The following is a 20,034-nucleotide window of genomic DNA, read 5'->3' as shown; positions in this document are numbered from 1 at the left end:
TCCTCGTGCTGGTCGTGCTGGTCGTCCGGGTCAGCCGGCGTCGACGGCGCGGATCGCGCGCTCGAGCACGTCGAGACCGTCGGCCAGCAGCTCGTCGGTGATGACGAGCGGCGGCAGCAGGCGGATCACGTTGCCGTAGGTGCCGCACGTCAGGATGATGACGCCCTCGCGCAGGCACTGGGCGGCGATGGCCTTCGTGCTGGCGGCGTTCGGTGCCTTGCTGCCCGGCTCCACGAACTCGATCGCCAGCATGGCGCCCCGCCCGCGGAGCTCGCCGATGATGCCGCGCTCCCCCAGGTCGGCCTGGAGGGCCGCGAAGCGCTCCGTGACCTGCTCCTCGATGTGGCGGGCCCGTCCGGCGAGGTCCTGCTCCTTCATGGTCCCGATCGCGGCGAGGGCCGCTGCGCAGGCCACCGGGTTGCCGCCGTACGTACCGCCGAGTCCGCCGGCATGGACGGCGTCGAGCAGGTCCGCCCGGCCCGTGATGGCCGAGAGCGGCATGCCACCGGCGATGCCCTTGGCCATGGTGATGATGTCCGGGACGACACCCTCGTGGTTCACGGCGAACCACTCCCCCGTGCGGCAGAAGCCGGACTGCACCTCGTCGGCGATGAACACGACGCCGTTGGCGGTGGCCCATGCGGAGAGCGCCGGGAGGAACCCCTCGGCGGGCACGATGAAGCCGCCCTCGCCCTGCACGGGTTCGATGATGATCGCGGCGACCGACTCGGCACCGAGCTGCTTCTCGATCATGGTGATCGCACGCTGCGCCGCCTCGGGACCCGTGATGGCCGGGTTCTCCTCACGGAAGGGGTAGCTCATGGGCACGCGGTAGATCTCCGGTGCGAACGGACCGAAGTTCGTCTTGTAGGGCATGGACTTGGCCGTGAGCGCCATCGTCAGGTTGGTCCGGCCATGGTAGGCGTGGTCGAAGGCGACGACGGCGTCCCGGCCGGTCGCGAGGCGGGCGACCTTCACGGCGTTCTCCACCGCTTCCGCGCCCGAGTTGAACAGGACGGTCCGCTTCTCGAAGTCGCCCGGGGTGAGCTCCGCGAGCTGCTCGGCGACGGCGATGTAGCCCTCGTAGGGCGTGACCATGAAGCACGTGTGCGTGAAGTGCTCCACCTGCTCCTTGACGGCGCCCACGACCGCCGGGTCGGACGCACCGACGCTCGTCACGGCGATGCCGGCGCCGAGGTCGATGAAGGAGTTGCCGTCGACGTCGTGGATGATGCCGCCGTCGGCGTCCGCCACGTAGACCGGCACGCCGGAGGCGACACCCTTGGCGACGACGGCGGCGCGGCGCGCGGCCAGCTCGGTGGACCGGGGGCCGGGGAAGTCCCCGGTGATGCGGCGCTTCTGCTCGAGCCTGAAACGCGGCGCGGCAGTGCCGGGGGTTGTTGCGAAGGTGGTCATCTGGGTTCCTTGTCTCGGGGGACGGCTACGCGTCCAGCACGCTCATGACGTGCTTGATCCTGGTGTAATCCTCCACGCCGTACATGGAGAGGTCCTTGCCGTAGCCGGAGTTCTTGAAGCCGCCGTGAGGCATCTCGGCCGTGAGCATGATGTGCGTGTTGATCCAGACCGCGCCGAAGTCGAGATCGCGCGAGACCCGCATGGCCGTCCCGTGATCCGTGGTCCAGACGCTGGAGGCGAGGGCGTAGTCCACGCCGTTGGCGAGCTCCACGGCTTCCTCCTCCGTGGTGAAGGTCTGCACCGTGACGATCGGCCCGAACGTCTCCTGCTGCACCACCGGGTCGTCCTGGTGGGCGCCCGTGATGATCGTCGGCTCGAAGAAGTAGCCCTTGTCGCCCGCCCGCCTGCCGCCGGTCGCGATGCTGCAGTGTGCGGGGAGCGCATCGATGACGGCGTTGACCGCGTTGAAGTGGTTGATGTTGTTGAGCGGGCCGAAGTAGTTCTCGGAGTCGTCGGCACTGCCGGTCTTCAGCGTGGCGGTGTGCTCGACCATCGCCGCGACGAACTCGTCGTGCGCCCCCTCCTGCACGAGCACGCGCGTGATGGCCGTGCAGTCCTGGCCGGCGTTGAAGAAGGCGAACTCGGCGATCGCGGCGGCGCTCCGCCTGAGGTCGGCGTCCGCGAAGACGACGGCCGGCGCCTTGCCGCCGAGCTCGAGGTGGGCTCGCTTGAGGCCCTTCGCCGCGCTCGTGGCGACGGCGATGCCCGCGCGGACGGAACCCGTGATGGACACGAGGCCCGGGACGGGGTGCTCGATCATGGCGGCCCCGGTCTCGCCGGTGCCCAGCACCACGTTCAGGACGCCGTCGGGCAGGATGCCCTGCGTGAGCCGCGCCAGCACGAGGGTCGATTCGGGCGTGGTGTCGCTGGGCTTCAGGACCACGGTATTGCCGGCGGCGAGTGCGGGCCCGATCTTCCAGATCGCCATGAGGAAGGGGTAGTTCCACGGCGCCACCTGGGCGACGACGCCGATGGGCTCCCTGCGCACGTACGAGGTGTGGCCCTCGAGGTACTCGCCCGCGGACTTGCCCTCGAGGATGCGTGCCGCCCCGGCGAAGAACCGCAGCTGGTCGGCGCCCACGGCCACCTCCTCGGCGGCGATCATCTCGCGGACCTGGCCCGTGTTGCGGTGCTGTGCCTCGACGAGCTCGTCGCTCGCGCCCTCGACGGCGTCCGCGAGCCTGAGCAGCATGAGCTGGCGCTGGCTCGGCGTGGTCCGCTTCCACGTGGTGAAGGCGCGTGCGGCCGCCCGCATGGCGTCGTCGACGTCCGCGGGTGAGGACACGGGCGACTGCGCGACCACCTCACCGTTGGTCGGGTTGACGATGTCCAGGAGCTGATTGCGAGCGCCGGCGGGCGTCACGAACGCCCCGTCGATGTAGTTCTGAAGGGTCTCAGCCACGGTGCAGTGCCTTTCGAGAGGTCGTGTCCGCGCGGAGCCCGGACGCATCCGGGCCGCGGGTATCGAGAGAACGGTACCGGGCGGGGCGGAACTGCTGCCACGGATACCTGCACAGCGCTCGCTCCATGAGGCGGTGCAGGAGCACAGTGGACATCTAGAATGGCGGCATGGCCATCACCCTTCCCGATCTCCTCTCCGACGCGGCGCTCGGGCTCGTCGCTGAGGGCCGTGCCGAGGCTCCGCCGCATCCCATCGAATGGGTCGCGGTGACCGAACTGGAGGATCCACGCCCGTTCCTCAACGGTGCGGAGGTGGTCCTGACCACGGGCGTGCGACTCAAGACCGGGGCCGCCCAGCGGGCGTTCGTCCGGCGCGCGCACGAGGCGGGAGCGCTCGCCATCGGATTCGGGGTGGGCCTCACCCACCAGCGGATCCCTGCTGCCGTGCTCGCGGAGGCCGACGACGTCGGGCTCCCCGCCTTCCGCGTGCCCTATGAGGTCCCCTTCATCGCGATCGGGAAGAAGGTGGCCGATGCCCTGTCCGCCGACCGGTTCGCGGGCCTGGAGGAACTCCTGGAGGGGCACGCGGTCCTGGCCTCGGCCCTGCTCGGGTCCGGCGGCCTCGGTGCCCTGCTCGGCGAGCTCGCCCGCATGCTCCGCACGGACGTCGCCCTGTTCCAGTACGGAGCGCGCATCGCGGGCGCCTCCGGTCCTGGCCGGCGACGGCGCCCTCCGAGTGTCGCGGGCCTCCCCGGGGGATCGGCCACGCCGGATGCCGCCGGCACCCCCGCCGCGGCCGACCCCGCGGCCCCGGTGACCTGGCACCGCCTCCCGATCGCCACGGGCCTGAAGGACCGCTGCACGCTCGCCGTCGCGGAGCCGTACTCCCGCACCGCGGTCGTGGAGTACGCGCAGAACCTCATCTCGGTCGAGCTCACCAACCAGGCCCGGAACCGGACGGGCACGCGGAACGCGGTGGGCCAGCTGCTCGAGGACGTGGTGCGCGGCACGCTCGCGGGAGCGGAAGCCGCGGCGAGGCTCGCGGGTGCCGGCATCGACACCGCGCTGCGGCACGGCGTGCTGATCGTCGACGTCGCCTCGGGCCAGCGGCGGGCGCTCCGCACCCTGCCCCTGCCCGACGGCTGGGACGGCGTGCCGGCGGGCCTCGTCGACGAACGCCTCGTCCTGGTCCTCCCCACCCCTGCCACCCCCGATCCGGCCGACCTCGGCCGCTACCTGCACGGCGCCGGCCTGACGGCACGGATCGGCGTCGGCGGCACGTACGCCCAGCCCAACGGGCTGCGCTGGAGCTACTTCGAGGCCCGCGAGGCCCTGCAGCGCGGCCAGGCACTCAACATCGCGGACCGCCTGAGCCTCACGTCGCTCCTCATGACCAGCGCCGACGTGCCCCTCGCCGATCTCGCCGCCGAGACACTGAGCCCGCTCGAGACCTTCGACCAGGCGCACGGCGCGGGGCTACTCGCGACCCTGCAGCGTTACCTCGACCTCGACGGATCGGTGGCCGCCGTCGCCGCCGCGCTCGGGCTCCACCGGAACACCGTCCGGTACCGGATGCAGCAGGTCGTCACGCTCACGGGCTACGATCCCGCCGTGACCGCCGACCGCGTGCACCTCTACCTCGCCCTGCGGATCCGTGCCCTCGGTTGACGCCGTCGGGCGGGGCGGCCTGCCACCCATCCCACGCGGGGAACAGGTGCGAGGAGCAGTCATCACGCCCGCGGTCCGGTGCATGCGATAGTTGGATCCTCACGCACCGGTCTCATCGTCCTTCGGGGGTCTCCATGTCACTGCTCCATGTCGACGGGTTGGAACTGCAGGAGCTCGCCCGTCAGGCGGTCCTCCAGGACTACCGGCTGCCCTACGGCGAGGCCGGCGGCATGCCGGTGGACAGGCTCGACTACGAGACGCCCCCGGAGCTCCTCAACCTGGTCAAGCTCGCCGTGCGCGTGAGCGGGATGCACGCGGGTGTCATCAACATCATCACGGCGGACCAGCAGCACCAGATCGCCGCTGCCGGGGTGGATCCGGCGGTGTGCTCGCGGGACGACTCCATGTGCTCGAAGGTCTTCACCTCCGGCTCGATCACGGCGCTCGCGGACGCGTCGCGTGACCCGCGCTTCGCCGACAACCCCTTCGTCAACGGCGGCATCGCCCATGTCCGGTCCTACGCGTCGGTGCCGCTCGTCACGCAGGGGGGCCACGCCCTCGGGTCCCTCTGCGTCTTCTCCCCCGAGGTGCTCGACTTCGACGCCGACCAGCAGGAGGCCCTCGAGATCCTCGCCCGGCAGGTGGTGGAGGTCCTCGAGCTGCAGTTCAAGACGCGGCAGCTGATCGAGGCACTCGAGGTGGTACGGCGCAGCAACGAGGATCTCGCCGGGTTCGCGGCCCGCGTCAGCCACGACCTGAAGAACCCCCTCACCGCGATCCTCGGGTATGCCGAGCTCAGCGAGCAGGACGACGACGTCGAATCCTCCGGGCCCGCAGCACGCTACTTCAGCATCATCCGGGGCAGCGCCAGCCGCATGCTGGCCACGGTGGAGGACGTCCTCGAGTTCTCGCGGATCGGCGGGTCGATCACCCGCCGTGCCGTCCGTCTCGACACGATGATGAACGCCGTGCTGCAGGACATCCTCCCGCTCAGCAGCGCCGCCCACGCCGTCATCACGGTCCAGGACGTGCAGCTGTGCGTGGACCGGGCACAGGTCACCGCCCTCCTGCAGAACCTCGTCTGCAATGCCATCAAGTACTCGACGCCCGGCAGCCCTCCCCGCATCGAGGTCGTCGGGAGCGTCGGCGAGACGCAGGTGCTGCGCGTCATCGACCACGGCAAGGGCATCGATCCGGCCGACCGGCAGCGGGTGCTCGAACCCCTCGTCCGCCTGCATCGCGACGGGGATCCGGCGGGCAACGGGATCGGCCTCGCGACGTGCGCCCGGATCGCCTCCGCCCATGACGGGTCGATCAGCGTGACGGGGACGCCGGGCGGCGGGACCACGGTGACTGTGGACCTGGGGCCGACGGCCTGAGCGCCCGCTCCGGCCCTCCGGAGCCCGGCCTACTGGGCCTGCAGGGGCCGGCCCTGGTCGATGTGCGCGAGCGGCAACCGGAACGTGAACACCGACCCTTCGCCCTCGACGCTGCGGCAGGTGATGGTGCCGCCGTGCCGCTGCACGATGCCCTGGGCGATCGCGAGCCCGAGGCCCACGCCCGGGATGGCGGCGTTGCGGGCCCCCGAGGTGCGGAAGAACTTCGAGAACACGCCCTTCAACTCCTCGGGCGACATGCCGCTGCCCTCGTCGGTCACGCTGCACTCCACCTCGCCGTCCACCTCGGCGGCACGGACGATCACCCGGCCGCCGTCCGGCGAGTACTTGACGGCGTTCGAGAGCAGGTTGTCGAGCACCTGGGTGATGCGGGACGCATCACAGAGTGCCACCAGGCCGGGGTCGGTGAGGTCCTCGAAGCGCACCAGCGGGTTGCTGTTGCCCTCCTCGGCCGTTGCGATCCGCCGGCTGACGAGGCCGGAGAAGTCGGTGGGGGCCGGCGTGATCTCGGGCGGACCCTCCGCCGCGGACAGCAGGTCCACCACGAGCTTGTGGAGGCGCTCCGAGTTGCGCGACACCACCTCGAGACCGGAGGCGACCTCCGGCTCGAGGTCGGGGATGCTCGTCAGCAGTTCGAGGTAGCCGCGGATCGCGGTAAGGGGAGTCCGCAGCTCATGGGACACCGTCGCCACGAACTCGTCCTTCGCATTGAGGGCGGCGACGAGCTCGGTGACGTCGTTGAACGTCACGACGGATCCCTCACGCGTGCCGGCCTGGTTGGTCATCACGCGCGACGAGGTCGAGAGCACCCGCTGGCCGGGCCGCTCACCCCACCACAGCAGGTAATCGGAGAAGACCTGCCCCTCGGCGGCGCGCCGCGTGGGGCGCCGGGTCGCGGGCATCACCGTCTCGCCGTCCTGCTGGTAGATGCGCAGGTCCTCCTCGGCGGTGTCGCCGGCACCGCCGGTGAGCGTACGGAGCTTCTCGAGCTTGCGGTTGGTCAGGACCGGCCGCCCGGCGTCGTCGAGAGCGACCAGGCCGACGTCGACGCTGTTGACCACGGTGTCCAGCAGCCGTTCGCGGCGTGCACTCTCCTCGAGGAGCACCTCGAGAGCGCGGTCCTTCTCCTCGACCACCGCCTGCTGGGCCATCATGCTCGCGGTCATGACCCGGATGGTCACGCCGATCGCGAGCATGATGAACGGGAGCAGGAAGGACTGCGTGAGCGACTGGGAGGAGACCTCGGCGTCGGTCACGAAGACGGGCGCCCAGACGACGCCGAGAGATCCGAGGAACCCCGCCGCGAGCGCGGCCCGCGGGAAGAGCCCCGAGGCAGCCAGCCAGATCACGGGGAACACGGCGAGGAGCCCGACACCGGTGATGACGGTTCCCGCGCCGTAGCGCATGAGTCCGATGGGGATGAAGTCGAGCAGCGGGATGACCAGGAAGCTCGCGTGCGGGAGGCGGTCCCAGGGCACGACCACGCACACCAGCAGCAGCAACGCCTGCAGTCCTACTCCGACGAGGAAGGACTGGCTCCCGAAGAGGTCGCGGTGGAACAGGACGCCGCCCACGAGGATCAGCAGCACCGTGAGGGACAGGGGGAGCTGGCTGAGGATGACGCGCGCCCGCAGGGTCAGCTCGTGGAACTGCCCCCTGTCGAGCGTCAGGTAGGAGAGCACCTTGTCCATCTGCGGCCGTTTCCCTGTCCGTCGTCGAGTTCTTCCGCCGCTGCTTGACGGGCGGCGCGCCGTGGCCCGCCAGCCACAGGATAGCGCGGCAGTCCTTCGCTTTCGGGTGCGGAACAGTGGTGCGAGCCTCAAGATCGCATCAAGTTCGACGCAATGGATCGGTGATTACGGGCGTGCTGCGTCGCGCGTCCTGAAGATCGTCCCGCGTAGCGTTTAATGAGCACCATGACTGTCGCTCCCCAGGTTCGCCGCGCGCTGGTTGTCGAGGACGACGTCGACATCCGGGGCCTGCTCGTCCAAGTCCTGAAGCGGGAGGGCTTCGAGGTCTCCGAGGCCGCCACGGCGCGCGAGGGCCTGGAGAGGGCCCGCGCCGGCGCGGACCTCATCACCCTGGACCTCAACCTCCCCGACGGCGACGGCGTCGAGGTGTGCCGCGAGGTGCGCACCTTCTCCGACGCCTACATCCTCATGATCACGGCGCGCACCGACGAGATCGAGCGCCTGACCGGCCTCGAGACCGGTGCGGACGACTACATCAGCAAGCCGTTCAGCCCGCGCGAGCTCGTGGCGCGCATCAAGTCCCTCTTCCGCCGCCAGAGCCGCCAGGCGGAGGCGGACGTCGTCAATGCCGATGACCGGCTGCGCGCCGCCGAGGTGCAGCAGAACCTCCTGCCCCGCGACCAGCTCACCCTCCAGGACTACGAGCTCGCAGGCCGCTTCCGGCCGTCCCGGAGCGTGGGCGGGGACTTCTACGACTGGTACGGAACACGGGACGGGCTGCACCTGACCGTGGCCGATGCGATGGGCAAGGGCATGGGCGCCGCGCTCATCGCGGCGACGGTCCGGGCGACCATGCGATCCGTCGCGGCACAGCCGAGCATCGAGACGGCCTTCGCCACCGCGGCGCGCGCCACCGAGGCCGACCTCGACCAGAACGACTCCTTCGTCACGCTGTTCCACGGACGCCTCGACGCAGCGACGGGCACCGTGAGCTATGTCGACGCCGGGCACGGACTCGCGTTGCACGTCGCCGCGGACGGCGGCGTCACGAGGCTCCCGTCGGCCGGACCGCCGGTCGGGGCATGGCCCGACCAGACCTGGTCCGCGGGCACGGTGATCCTCCAGCCGGGCGACTCCCTGGCCATCGTGAGCGACGGCCTGATGGACATCTACGAGACGGTCGCGCAGTTCACGGAGGCCGTGGCGGGGGTGGTGACCGCCACGGGCAGTGCCGACGTCGCCTGTGCCGCGCTGCTGGCCCTTGCCGACGTGCCCGAGGTCGCCGACGACGTGACGGTCGTCCTGCTCAGGCGCTTCCCGATCTGACCCCGTGGCCCGGCGCCACCGATCCGCTACCACGGAGAGCCATCCGAAGAGGAGATGCACATGGAATTCAGCACGGAGGACAAGGGACGCTACACGGAGGTGTCAGCCACGGGTCGCCTCAACATGGTCGCTGCGCCCAGGCTGAGGGAAGTCGTCAGTGACGTCGTGAGTGCGGGCGGGAAGCGGATCGTGGTGAATCTCGCGGGCACCAGCTTCATGGACTCGTCCGGCCTCGGGGCCCTCATCGGCTGCCTCAAGTTGGCACGGCAGTCCGGCGGGGACCTCCGCATCGCCGCCGCCCAGCCGCAGGTCACCATGGTGCTGGAGCTCACCAGCATGCACCGCGTCCTGACTCCGCACCGCACGCCCGAGGAAGCCTTCGCCGGTGAGTGACGTCCTGGCGCGTCGCACCCTCGAGGAGCCGGCCACGGAGCAGGCCATCGAGGACCTCCACGGCATCCTCGACCAGCTCTGGAACGACGCCGCCTTCGTGCCGGAGCTCGACCAGATGGCGTTCGCCACGGCCGTGATCGAGGCCGCGAGCAACGTGGTGCAGCACGGTGTCCCTGCCGAGGGGGCCACCCTGCTCCTCGGCGTCGAGCTCACCGTCTCCCCCGGGCGGTTGCGTGCCGTCATCAGCGAGATCGGCGCCGAACCGATGGACCCCGTGCCCGACCTGGACCCGCCGCCCGCCGAGGTGTTCCCCGAGGACGGCACGCTGCCCCGCGAGGACGAATCCGGTCGGGGCCTCTTCATGATCCGCGCGCTCGTCACCACGGTGACGGTGGAACGCGAGGGCGACACCAATATCTGGGTCCTGTCCCGGGACTCCGGCGCCTGACCGGAACCCAGCGGCGTGGCCGGAGCGTCGTCGGGCATACCGGGCCGCGGGGCCGGGCTAGGGCAGGGCGGGACGCCCGAGGAACGCTGCGATGTCCGCGTAGACCTCCCGGGACTCCGGCAGGCGGGGGAACGCGGGGAACACGTGGAACCCGCCGGGGTACACCTTCAGGGTGACGTCCGCGCCCGCCGCGACCGCCCGATCCCGGAAGAGCACCGCGTCCGCCATGCACACGTCCCGTGTGCCCTGGTAGATGCGTGTGACCGGCACGGTCGCCAGCATGTCCTCGGGAGCACAGGCAGGACTGACCAGGGGCGTCCTCGGGTCGTCGCCGCCCGACCACCACAGGCCCGCCTGCACTCCGCCGGGCACGGAGAGCATGGGGTCCACGGCGTCGTACTTCGGGATCTCGGGGTTGGTGGCCGTGACGTCGAGCCACGGTGAGAAGGCGATGACGCGGCCCGGTGCCGGCAGCCCGGCATCACGGAAGGCCCAGGGCTGCGCAAGGGCGAGTGCTCCGCCTGCGGAGTCGCCCATCATTGTGACGTCCTCCGGCTCGGCCGTCCTCAGGACGTCCCGGTAGACCGAGACCAGGTAGGGGAACGCCTCCCGGTAGGTGCTCTCGGGCGCCAGGCGGTAGAGGGGCACGGTGACGGCCGCGCCCGTGCGCTTCGTCAGCTCGGCGATGATCCACCAGTGCGGCCGGCCGAGCTCGTTGATGTAGATACCGCCGTGCGTGTAGATGATGTGCGAGCGCGTCGCCCCGAGCAGGGGACGCACCGTGACGGTGCGGACGCCGTCGATCCGCTTCTCCTGGATGGTGTGCGTCTGCTTGAACGTCCACGGGATGGCAGCCACCGACGGATACGTGCGGTCCGGGTACTTCGCGTCCACCCAGTCCGTCCCGCTGAGATTCCTCTTCGTCGGCAGGAGGCCGATCAGCCGGGACGCCAGGCGCATCGCCCGGGAGCCGTCCTGCGCACTCGGTTCCACGATTCCCGTGCCTGCTGCGTGTCCGCTCGTCATGGGGCCAGCCTAGCGCCGGGCGCGCCGTCCTCACTGCCTCTGTCATGCTGGTCAGGGCCCGGTGCCGCCCGCCGCACCGCGGGCGGGCACCCGTCCGCTGCAGCGCCGGTCCGCCGAAGGAAGACATGGATACAGCCTCACACATCGCCCTCGCCGCCGACCTCCTCGGCGTGTTCTTCTTCGCCGTCTCCGGGTCGCTCCTGGCGGCACGCAAGGGGTTCGACCTCGTCGGGTCCCTCCTCCTCGCCTCCCTCGCGTCGCTCGGAGGAGGCGTGGCGAGGGACCTCATCATCGACGTCCCTCCGGCGGCCTTCACCGAACCGGTGTACCTGCTGCCCCCGCTGCTCGCCACGGTGGTGGTGTTCTTCGTCTTCTCCGGTGTGGAGCGGGTCAAGCGGGTGCTGGTCCTCTTCGACGCCGCCGGGCTCGCCCTGTTCTGCATCACCGGCACCGTGAAGGCGCTCGACGTGGGCCTGCACCCGGTGTCCGCCATCCTGCTGGGCGTGACCACGGCCGTCGGCGGCGGGCTGCTGCGCGACGTCGTCGCCAACGAGATCCCGCAGCTCTTCGACCCGCGGGACATCTACGCGCTCCCCGCGATGCTGGGCGCCACCATCGTCACCGTGCTGTACCTGACGGAGTCCTTCACGCTCGTCACGGGTACCGTCGCGGCGTCGCTCGTGTTCTCCCTGCGCGTCCTCGCGTGGCGGTACGGCTGGCACGCCCCGCTCGCGGCGAGGACAGCGGACACCCGGAAGTAGCCTGCGTGGAGGACGCGGCGGGCTAGGATGGGAGCATCCCCCACCACTTCTCCTGGAGTACTTGTGACTGAGCTGTTCGCCGACAAATTCCGCGCCCTGGTGCCCTCCTACTTCGAGGACGAGTGGGTCGAGGAGGACGGCCTGTCCGAGGACGAACTCGCCGACATGCTCGAGGGCAAGGACTTCGGCCTGCCGCTGGCACTGCGCGAGTTCTACCGTGCGGTGGGCGCCACCGAGGACATCATGGAGGCGTTCCACTTCTTCTGGGATCCGGACGAGCTCGAGATCGAGGACGGCTACCTGCTCTTCCTCGAGGACGAGGACGAGCAGTTCACCTGGGGCATGAGGGCCGACCAGCTCGACGTCCCCGACCCGATCGTGTGGCGGCGCAACAACGCCCGCGGCGAGTGGCAGAGCGAGGAGGGGACCTTCAGCGAGTACGTGCTCGACCTCTTCGAGTGGGTCTTCGAGGAGGACGACGAGGACGAGGACAACTGATGGAGTTCGTCCACCACGCACCCGAGGGCTACCGGTGCCCGTTCTGCGATCTGGCGCGCGGGGACTTCGACAACCCGAGGAACCTCTGCCGCCCGGGGGACGTCGTCTACTCCGACGACCTGGTGCTGGCGTTCATCGCCTCGCACGGGTTCGAGCCGCACCCCGGCCACGTCCTGATCACCCCGCGCGAGCACGTCGAACTGCTGTACGAACTGCCCGACGACGTCGCTGCGCGCATCATGACCCTCACCCGCGACATCGCCGTCGCGATCAAGCTCGCCTGGACCCCTGACGGCGTCTCGACGCGGCAGCACAACGAGCCCGCCGGCAGCCAGCACGTCTGGCACTACCACCAGCACGTCCTGCCCCGCTGGCACGACGACGGGTTCTACTTCACGCCGAAGCGACCTGTCGTGGACCCGGCGGTCAGGGCACGGAAGGCCGACGAGCTCAGGGCGTTCCTCCCGGCGCGGTAGCCGCCCGTCCCGACCTGGAGCCGTCGTCGTTCCCGGTCCTCACCCGGCCGGGCGCGTGGCGGACCGGGACACGCCGCCTGCTGTCGTGTCCCGGCCGGAAACCCCGGAACGACGACGGGAAGCCGCCAGGGGCTAGACGTCCCTGCTGACCACTGCCTGCGCGAAGCTGGCCAGAGCACGCTTCACGACGCTGTCCGGCAGGGGATCGAGGGCGGCCACGGCATCGTCCGCCCACTGCTGCGCGACGGCCCACGCCTCCTGCGTCTGCGGGTGCGCACGCACGGCGGCCACCGCCTCGGCGAGGGCCTCGTCGCTGGAGAGATCGCCGTCCACGAGCGCGACGACGTCGGCCGCGGACCGGTCCCCCGCCGCGGCGGCGCGGCGCAGGAGGATGACCGGCAGGGTGGGGACACCCTCCCGGAGATCGGTCCCCGGCGATTTGCCCGACTTCACCTTGAGGCCCGTCACGTCGATGACGTCGTCGGCGAGCTGGAAGGCGACGCCGACCTTCTCGCCGTACGAGACCATGACGTCGACGACCTCCCGCGGGGTGTCCGCGAAGAGCGCCCCGAGCTGCCCGGAGGCGGCCACGAGGGATCCGGTCTTGTCCGCGATGACCGAGAGGTAGTGCTCGAGGTCGTCCTGGCCCTCGCGCGGACCCACGGTCTCGTGCAACTGCCCGAGGCACAGGCGCTCGAAGGTGCGCGCCTGGATGCCGAGGGCCTCGCCACCGAGCTCGGAGACGAGGATCGACGCCCGCGCGAAGATGAGGTCACCGGTCAGGATGGCCACGGAGTTGCCCCAGACCTCGTGCGCCGTCGGGGCGCCGCGGCGGTACGGGGCGGAGTCCATCACGTCGTCGTGGTACAGCGTGGCGAGGTGCGTCAGTTCGACGACGACGGCTGCCTGCACCACCTCGGCACGGGTCGGGTTGCCGAGGTGGGACGCGAGGATCGTCAGGAGGGGGCGGATGCGCTTCCCGCCGGCCTCCACGAGGTGCCGGCTGGTGGCATCGGCCAGGGGATCCGAGTGGGCGATGGCGCCGCGGAGCTGCTTCTCGACCTCCGCGAGGCACGACGAGACGGACGGCCCCAGGTCCGGGTCCTCGGCGATGAGGGCGAAGCCGGGAGGAAGGCGCAGCGCGCCGTCGTCCGGGATGTCCGCGGTGTCCAGCGCGCTGGCGTGGCCCACGCTGGTCCACCCGGGGTTGAAGGATTGTGTCACCGTCTAAGCCTAACCACGTGGGGAAGCGCTTTGCGCCCGCAGATAGCCGGTCAGGGACGGCTGGTTGGAGGTGGGCGGCACCAGCGACTCCAGCAGGTGGATGACGCGGTCCTCGAAGCCGCGCCCGCCCGTGTCCGTCAGGTTGGCGAGCATCCTGACGACGAACCGCATCAGCACCGGTACCGGCATGCCGGTACGGAGTGCCAGCGACATGACGGCGGGCTTGCCGATCAGCTGCGCGAAGACCCGCCCGAGCGTGAAGTGGCTCCCCCACTGCGCACGGACATGGGGTGCGTAGCCGGACATCACCTGGTCACGCCCGAGCGGCGAGCCCACGCCCTGTGCCCGCTCGATGAACTCTGCGGCGTACCGCGCGGACTCCATCGCGTAGGAGATGCCCTCGCCGTTGAACGGGGACACCATGCCGCCGGCATCGCCGAGCAGCAACAGGCCGGGGCTGTAGTGCGGCGTCCGGTTGAAGCCCATGGGGAGCGCGGCACCCCTGATCTCGCCGACCTGGTTCTCGGGCGTGAAACCCCACTCGGAGGGCATGCCCGCGGTCCAGTCCTTGAGGACCTGCTTGTAGTCCAGCTTGCCGAACTCCGCCGACGAGTTGAGGATGCCGAGGCCCACGTTCGACGTGCCGTCGCCGACGCCGAAGACCCAGCCGTAGCCGGGCAGCGGCCGGCCCGTGGCGTCCGGGAGCTCGAGCCACCCCTCCATCCAGTCGTCGTCGGTGCGCGGGCTCGTGAAGTACGTGCGGACGGCCACGCCGAGGGGGCGGTCGTCGCGCTTCTGCAGTCCGAGGCTCACGGCGGTGCGCGTCGAGTTGCCGTCCGCGGCGAGGACGACGTCGGCGGTGAAGGAGCGCGTCTCGCCCGTCTTGCGTCCGTCGGCGTCGAGCAGGTTGGCCGTGACCCCGGTGACGCGGCCTGCACCGTCGCGCAGGGCGGTCGTCACGGAGTGACCCTCGAGGATGGTGGCGCCGGCGGAACGGGCGTGCTGCGCGAGGGCTTCGTCGAAGCCGAGGCGCGTGCGGACCAGCCCGTAGTCGGGGAAGTCGCTGAGCTCGGGCCAGGGCACCTCCACGGTGCGCTTCCCTGCGATCAGGCGCAGTCCCCTGTTGCGGCGCCACCCCTCGCTCTCGTCGTGCGGGAGCCCGAGGAGCTGGAGTTCGCGGGTCGCGCGGGGCGTCAGTCCGTCGCCGCACACCTTCTCGCGGGGGAAATGCGTCTTCTCGAGCACCGTGACCTCGATGCCCGCGCTCGCGAGGTAGTAGGCCGCGGTGGAACCCGCCGGCCCGGCGCCCACGATCAGGACGGTCATCTACGCTGCCGCCGACGTGCGGCGCAGGCGGACCTGCCCCGGCCGGAGCGGCTCCTCGCCGGGTGCGGCCGGGGCCTTGGTGGCGCGGTGGACGGCGACGATGCCACCGTTCAGGTTCCGGTACTCGACGTCTCTCCAGCCGGCCTCGGCGAGCCAGGCCGCGAGCTCGTCCTGGTTCGGCCACGCGCGGATCGACTCGGCGAGGTACACGTAGGCGTCCGGATTCGAGCTGACCTTCCGGGCGATCGCCGGAAGCGCCCGCATCAGGTACTCGGTGTAGGTGGTGCGCCAGAGCGCCACGGTGGGCTGCGAGAACTCGGCGATGACGAGCCGCCCGCCCGGTCGGGTGACGCGCAGCATCTCGGCGAGCGCCTTCTTCGGCTCGTTGACGTTGCGGAGCCCGAAGGAGATGGTCGAGGCGTCGAAGGAGTTGTCCGCGAAGGGCAGGTTCGTGGCGTCTCCGGCCACGAACGCGATGTCCGGGCGCCTGCGCTTGCCGACCTTCAGCATGCCGAGCGAGAAGTCGCAGGCGACGACGTCGATCCCCGCATCCGCGTAGGGCTCGCTCGAGGTGCCGGTACCGGCAGCGAGATCCAGCACGCGCCGGCCCGGTTCAGCGCCGACGGCGTCCACGACGATGCGCCGCCAGCGGCGGGTCTGACCCATCGACAGGACGTCGTTGACGACGTCGTACCGGGGCGCCACGTCGTCGAACATGGCTGCCACTTCGTCGGGACGCTTCTCCAGCGATGCACGATTCACCTCGCCATTGTCTCAAACAACGACACAACGCCTAATCCTCCACCGATCCGTCACCGATCCGTCAGCCGTCCGCCTCTCATTCGCCACTGATCCGCTCCTGATCCGCCATGAATCCGCCACTGGACGAAGCCCTTCCGGCCGGTTGCGCTCCCGCGACGCCCACTCCGGACCCGCACCGTACCGGCGCCGTACGAACCTCACATCCGGCCCCGTACAGACCCCGGATCGACCGCGCTGTGCGGCGCCGGTCCCGCAGGGCGCCGCGGAGTACGCTTGAAGCATCATGAGCACACCGTCCCTCACCGCGCTGACGCCTGCGCCCGGACACTCCCGAGGCCTCCGCAGCATCACGGTGGCGCGCACCATGGATTCCCGGTCCGGCCTCCTCGGGTACGTCGTCCGCAACGACGCCCACACGTGGCTCCGCCGCGGTGGCGGACTCGTCGCCTACGGGGAGACGGCACGCTTCACCGTCACCGGGCCGGACCGCTTCACGCGCGCTCAGGAGTGGTGGCGCCGCGAGCTCGCAGGCGCGGAAGTGCTCGACGAACTCTCCGTCCCGGGGTCGGGACTGATCGCCTTCGGCTCGTTCGCCTTCTCGAAGACCTCCGCCCACGAGTCGCGCCTGATCGTCCCCGAGGTGGTGGTCGGCTGCAGCGAGGGGACGGGCTGGCTCACCTACATCACCGACGACGCCGAGGCGGAGCTCACCGCGGAGGCGGCGGAGGCGGCCCTCGCGGCCTACCTCACGGAGCCCGACGCCGACCGCTCCCCCAGTCCTGGCGACCACCTCGGCCCCGGTGTGCTCACCGGGGACCAGTACGAGATCGCCGTCGCCGAGGGCGTGAAGCACGTGCGCGCGGGAGAGCTCAGCAAGCTCGTGCTGGCCCGCGACGTCGTCGCGCACCTCGACTCACCCGTGGCCACGGCGCAGGTGCTGCGCGAGCTCGCCGTCCGGTACGAGGACTGCTGGACCTACGCCGTCGACGGCCTGATCGGCTCGACGCCCGAGATGCTCATCAAGGTCGAGGACAACACGGCCCGCGCCCGCGTCCTGGCCGGGACACTGGACCGGGCCAATGCCCCCGCGGGTGACCCCGACTATGCCGAGCGCGTCCTGGCGGGGTCCGAGAAGCAGCTCCACGAGCACCAGATCGCCATCGACTCGCTCACCGAGACACTCGGGCCGTTCACGAGCTCGATGACCTCGCACAGCGAACCCTTCGTCCTGCAGCTGCCCAACGTATGGCATCTCGCCTCCGACGTGATGGCGCAGCTCGTGGTGGACGACGGCGGCCAGGTGCCGACGTCACTGGCCCTGGTCCAGGCGCTCCACCCGACGGCCGCTGTGTGCGGCACGCCGACGACGGTGGCCGGGGCGCTCATCCGAAAACTCGAGCACCTCCAGCGCGGCCCGTACGCGGGTCCGGTGGGCTGGATCGACGCCGGGGGCAACGGCGAGTGGGGCATCGCCCTGCGTGGCGCCGTCGTCGAGACACCCACGCGGATCCGGCTGTACGCGGGTTGCGGGATCGTCGAGGGTTCACAGCCCGAGGCGGAGCTCGCGGAGACCTGGAGCAAGTTCCGGCCCATGATCGAGGCGCTCGGCCTGTCGCGCTGAGGCGGTGATCACGGTCACCGGCACTGCCCGTTGCCCATGACGGACATCTCGCATTCGTCGATAGAATCAGCAGGACCTTTTTCACATGCACTTCGTCCGCCCTAGTGAGGTACCCATGCTTTCCAAGAAATCAGCAATGCTGGCCGCCATGGCCGCCGGCGCCCTCGCGTTGAGCGCGTGCGGCGGAGGCTCCGACGACGCCGCCTCCGGTGAGGCCGGTGGCCTAGACCTCGTGTCCGAGGGGTCCCTGACCGTCTGCTCCGACATCCCCTACCCGCCCTTCGAGTTCGAGGAGAACGGGGAGTACACCGGCTTCGACATGGACCTCATGAAGGAGATCGCGTCGGGCATGGACCTCGAGCTCGCCGTGCAGGACGTCGAGTTCAACGGGCTGCAGAGTGGCGCCGTCCTCGCTGCCCGCCAGTGCGACATCGGCGCGAGCGCCGTCACCATCACGGAGGAGCGCCAGGCGAACCTCGCGTTCTCGGACCCCTACTACGACTCGCTGCAGTCCCTCCTGGTCCCCGCCGACTCCGACATCGCGTCGATCGACGACCTCGCGGGCAAGAAGGTGGGCGTCCAGCAGGGCACCACCGGTGAGACCTACGCGGAGGAGAACGCGCCGGACGCCGAGCTGATCCAGTTCCCCTCGGACGCCGAGATGTACGCGGCCGTCCAGGCCGGCAACGTCGACGCCCTGCTGCAGGACCTGCCCGTGAACATCGGCCACACCGAGGACGGTGCCTTCACCATCGCCGAGGAGTACCCGACGGACGAGAAGTACGGCTTCATCATGGCCAAGGACGGCAGCGAGGCGCTGGTCACCGCCGTGAACGAGCAGCTCGCGGCCATCCGCGACAACGGCAAGTACCAGGAAATCTATGACTCCTACTTCGCGGAGTAGCCCCACCCGACCCGCGCGGCCGCCGTCCCTCCGACGCCCGGCCGCGCGGGTGCCACCCGAAGGAAGGTAGTTCCCCCGCGTGAAACGATCGACACGCAGACGCCTCATCCAGGGCGTCCTCTACGCGGTGTTCGCCGCCGTCGTCCTGTTCATCATCCTCGCCGCCGACTGGGGCAGGATCCAGTCCAGCTTCCTGGACCCCGAGGTCGCCGCCGCGGCCTTCCCGGAGATCGTCACGATCGCCGCGAAGAACACCATCGTGTACACGGCCATCGCGTTCGTCGGCGGCATGCTCCTCGGCCTCCTGCTCGCACTCATGAAGCTCTCGCCGGTGCTCCCGTACCGCTGGCTCGCCACCGCGTACATCGAGTTGTTCCGCGGACTCCCCGCGCTGCTGGTGATCTTCGGGTTCGCGTACGCGGTCCCCATCGCCTTCGGCTGGCGCCCGCCGGGCGGCAACGCGGGTGCGGGCCTGATCGGCCTCATCGTCGTCTCGGCCGCCTACATCGCCGAGACCATCCGGGCCGGCATCGAGGCGGTGCCGAAGGGCCAGGTCGAGGCCGCACGCTCGCTCGGCATGAACTCCGCGTGGACCATGCTGACCGTCGTCCTCCCCCAGGCGTTCCGGATCATCACGCCGCCGCTGACCAACGAGCTCGTCATCCTGATCAAGGACACCTCGCTCCTGTTCATCGCGGGCATGGCCATCGGCGACCGCGAGCTGACCACGTTCGCACGGGACGCCCTCACCAGCCAGGCGAACTCCACGCCGCTCGTGGTGGCAGCACTGCTGTATCTCGTGATCACCCTCCCGCTCACCCAGCTGGTGGCGAAGCTCGAACGACACAACAAGAGAGGCCGGTGATTCCGGTGGCCCACGCAGCATCGGGTGCACGTTCGACGACAGTCCCCGCGATCGAGGTCCGGGAGCTCTGCAAGAACTTCGGCAGCAACGAGGTGCTGAAGGGCATCGACTTCCATGTGGACGGGGGCGAGGTGGTGTGCGTCATCGGGCCGTCCGGCTCCGGCAAGTCCACGCTGCTCCGCTGCGTCAACCGCCTCGAGGAACCCACCAGCGGAACGGTCATGGTGGAGGGCGTCGACATCACGGACAGCGAGACGGACCTCGACGGCGTGCGCACGCGCATCGGCATGGTCTTCCAGCAGTTCAACCTCTTCCCGCACCTCACCGTGCTGAAGAACCTGACGCTCGCGCAGCAGCGCGCCAAGAAGCGCGGCAAGACCGAGGCCACGGAGATCGCGCGCCGCAACCTCGAGAAGGTGGGGCTCGCCGAGAAGGCCGACGCCTTCCCCGCGCAGCTCTCCGGCGGTCAGCAGCAGCGCGTCGCGATCGCCCGCGCCCTGTCGATGGACCCCGACATGATGCTGTTCGACGAGCCCACGAGTGCCCTCGACCCGGAGCTCGTCGGCGACGTGCTCGAGGTCATGAAGCAGTTGGCCCGGGAGGGCATGACCATGATGGTCGTCACGCACGAGATGGGCTTCGCCCGCGAGGTCGGCGACCGCGTGGTCTTCATGGACGGCGGCGTCGTGGTGGAGCAGGGCAAGCCCGAGGACGTCCTCGGGAACCCCCAGCACGAGCGGACGAAGCTGTTCCTCTCGAAGGTGCTCTGAC

General features: G+C 70.3%; 19 protein-coding genes. 12 read left to right on the top strand and 7 right to left on the bottom strand.

Translation table 11 applies throughout. From position 1 onward, the window contains the following. Nucleotides 1–30: 30 nt before the first annotated feature. Together gabT and ACX80K_RS06830 are read right to left on the bottom strand one after the other, a co-directional pair. Complete coding sequence (gene gabT, locus ACX80K_RS06835; protein WP_459271111.1) at nt 31–1,416, bottom strand: 4-aminobutyrate--2-oxoglutarate transaminase; 1,386 nt, start codon at nt 1,414–1,416, stop codon at nt 31–33. Between the two features lie 25 nt (nt 1,417–1,441). Then, nucleotides 1,442–2,878 carry an aminobutyraldehyde dehydrogenase gene (locus ACX80K_RS06830; RefSeq protein ID WP_459271110.1) on the bottom strand — a complete coding sequence of 479 codons (1,437 nt, stop codon included), beginning with the start codon at nt 2,876–2,878 and terminating at the stop codon, nt 1,442–1,444. Between the two features lie 167 nt (nt 2,879–3,045). Here ACX80K_RS06830 and ACX80K_RS06825 point away from each other — a divergent pair, with 167 nt between their 5' ends. Next, nucleotides 3,046–4,545: a PucR family transcriptional regulator gene (locus ACX80K_RS06825; RefSeq protein ID WP_459271109.1), complete on the top strand. Its 1,500-nt coding sequence runs from the start codon at nt 3,046–3,048 to the stop codon at nt 4,543–4,545. 134 nt (nt 4,546–4,679) lie between these two features. Then, nucleotides 4,680–5,924 (top strand): ATP-binding protein, encoded by a 1,245-nt coding sequence (locus tag ACX80K_RS06820; protein WP_459271108.1) that lies wholly within the window; start codon nt 4,680–4,682, stop codon nt 5,922–5,924. 29 nt (nt 5,925–5,953) lie between these two features. On the opposite strand, the gene ACX80K_RS06815 is transcribed toward ACX80K_RS06820, so the two are convergent. Continuing rightward, the gene (locus ACX80K_RS06815) at nt 5,954–7,633 is read right to left on the bottom strand and encodes a sensor histidine kinase (RefSeq protein ID WP_459271107.1); all 1,680 of its coding nucleotides are present in this window, start codon (nt 7,631–7,633) and stop codon (nt 5,954–5,956) included. Between the two features lie 225 nt (nt 7,634–7,858). Between ACX80K_RS06815 and ACX80K_RS06810 the strand changes: the two genes are divergently transcribed. From ACX80K_RS06810 to ACX80K_RS06800, 3 genes are read left to right on the top strand one after another with little or no spacing between them, the layout of a single operon-like run. Continuing rightward, complete coding sequence (locus ACX80K_RS06810; protein WP_459271106.1) at nt 7,859–8,959, top strand: SpoIIE family protein phosphatase; 1,101 nt, start codon at nt 7,859–7,861, stop codon at nt 8,957–8,959. A gap of 60 nt (nt 8,960–9,019) precedes the next feature. Continuing rightward, complete coding sequence (locus ACX80K_RS06805; RefSeq protein WP_459271105.1) at nt 9,020–9,352, top strand: STAS domain-containing protein; 333 nt, start codon at nt 9,020–9,022, stop codon at nt 9,350–9,352. Continuing rightward, nucleotides 9,345–9,800, top strand: a complete 456-nt coding sequence (locus tag ACX80K_RS06800) for an ATP-binding protein (RefSeq protein ID WP_459271104.1) — start codon at nt 9,345–9,347, stop codon at nt 9,798–9,800. The genes ACX80K_RS06805 and ACX80K_RS06800 overlap by 8 nt, the downstream gene beginning before the upstream one ends. Before the next feature lie 57 nt (nt 9,801–9,857). Here ACX80K_RS06800 and ACX80K_RS06795 read toward each other — a convergent pair whose 3' ends face one another. Then, entirely contained in the window at nt 9,858–10,826 is a 969-nt protein-coding gene (locus ACX80K_RS06795; protein ID WP_459271103.1) for an alpha/beta hydrolase, read from the bottom strand. A 125-nt stretch (nt 10,827–10,951) separates the two neighbouring features. Between ACX80K_RS06795 and ACX80K_RS06790 the strand changes: the two genes are divergently transcribed. From ACX80K_RS06790 to ACX80K_RS06780, 3 genes are all read left to right on the top strand, one after another. Next, nucleotides 10,952–11,587 (top strand): trimeric intracellular cation channel family protein, encoded by a 636-nt coding sequence (locus tag ACX80K_RS06790; protein WP_459271102.1) that lies wholly within the window; start codon nt 10,952–10,954, stop codon nt 11,585–11,587. A gap of 63 nt (nt 11,588–11,650) precedes the next feature. Then, complete coding sequence (locus tag ACX80K_RS06785; RefSeq protein WP_459271101.1) at nt 11,651–12,085, top strand: hypothetical protein; 435 nt, start codon at nt 11,651–11,653, stop codon at nt 12,083–12,085. After that, nucleotides 12,085–12,561: an HIT family protein gene (locus ACX80K_RS06780; protein WP_459271100.1), complete on the top strand. Its 477-nt coding sequence runs from the start codon at nt 12,085–12,087 to the stop codon at nt 12,559–12,561. The genes ACX80K_RS06785 and ACX80K_RS06780 overlap by 1 nt, the downstream gene beginning before the upstream one ends. A 132-nt stretch (nt 12,562–12,693) precedes the next feature. Here the strand turns inward: ACX80K_RS06780 and ACX80K_RS06775 are convergent, their stop codons facing one another. Genes ACX80K_RS06775 through ACX80K_RS06765 form a run of 3 tightly spaced genes read right to left on the bottom strand, consistent with a single transcriptional unit; the run spans nt 12,694 to nt 15,873 of the window. After that, on the bottom strand, nt 12,694–13,785 hold the full coding sequence (locus tag ACX80K_RS06775; RefSeq protein ID WP_459271099.1) for a polyprenyl synthetase family protein: 1,092 nt from the start codon (nt 13,783–13,785) through the stop codon (nt 12,694–12,696). Between the two features lie 9 nt (nt 13,786–13,794). After that, the gene (locus tag ACX80K_RS06770) at nt 13,795–15,111 is read right to left on the bottom strand and encodes a geranylgeranyl reductase family protein (protein WP_459271098.1); all 1,317 of its coding nucleotides are present in this window, start codon (nt 15,109–15,111) and stop codon (nt 13,795–13,797) included. Further along, on the bottom strand, nt 15,112–15,873 hold the full coding sequence (locus ACX80K_RS06765; RefSeq protein ID WP_459271097.1) for a demethylmenaquinone methyltransferase: 762 nt from the start codon (nt 15,871–15,873) through the stop codon (nt 15,112–15,114). A gap of 283 nt (nt 15,874–16,156) precedes the next feature. Between ACX80K_RS06765 and ACX80K_RS06760 the strand changes: the two genes are divergently transcribed. The 4 genes from ACX80K_RS06760 to ACX80K_RS06745 all read left to right on the top strand — a co-directional run bounded on the left by ACX80K_RS06760 (nt 16,157) and on the right by ACX80K_RS06745 (nt 20,033). Then, nucleotides 16,157–17,494, top strand: coding sequence for an isochorismate synthase (locus ACX80K_RS06760; protein WP_459271096.1), 1,338 nt, complete (start codon nt 16,157–16,159; stop codon nt 17,492–17,494). Nucleotides 17,495–17,630: 136 nt separating this feature from the next. Further along, nucleotides 17,631–18,398: a transporter substrate-binding domain-containing protein gene (locus tag ACX80K_RS06755; protein WP_459271095.1), complete on the top strand. Its 768-nt coding sequence runs from the start codon at nt 17,631–17,633 to the stop codon at nt 18,396–18,398. Nucleotides 18,399–18,477: 79 nt separating this feature from the next. Further along, a complete protein-coding gene (locus ACX80K_RS06750) occupies nt 18,478–19,263 on the top strand; it encodes an amino acid ABC transporter permease (RefSeq protein WP_104180742.1) in 786 nt (261 codons plus the stop codon). A 5-nt stretch (nt 19,264–19,268) separates the two neighbouring features. Continuing rightward, on the top strand, nt 19,269–20,033 hold the full coding sequence (locus ACX80K_RS06745) for an amino acid ABC transporter ATP-binding protein (RefSeq protein WP_459271094.1): 765 nt from the start codon (nt 19,269–19,271) through the stop codon (nt 20,031–20,033). The last annotated feature ends 1 nt before the right edge of the window (nt 20,034 follow it).

This window comes from Arthrobacter sorbitolis, assembly GCF_054510995.1.
The sequence above is the reverse complement of the archived record's forward strand: the minus strand, read 5'-3'. Positions and strand labels throughout refer to the sequence as shown.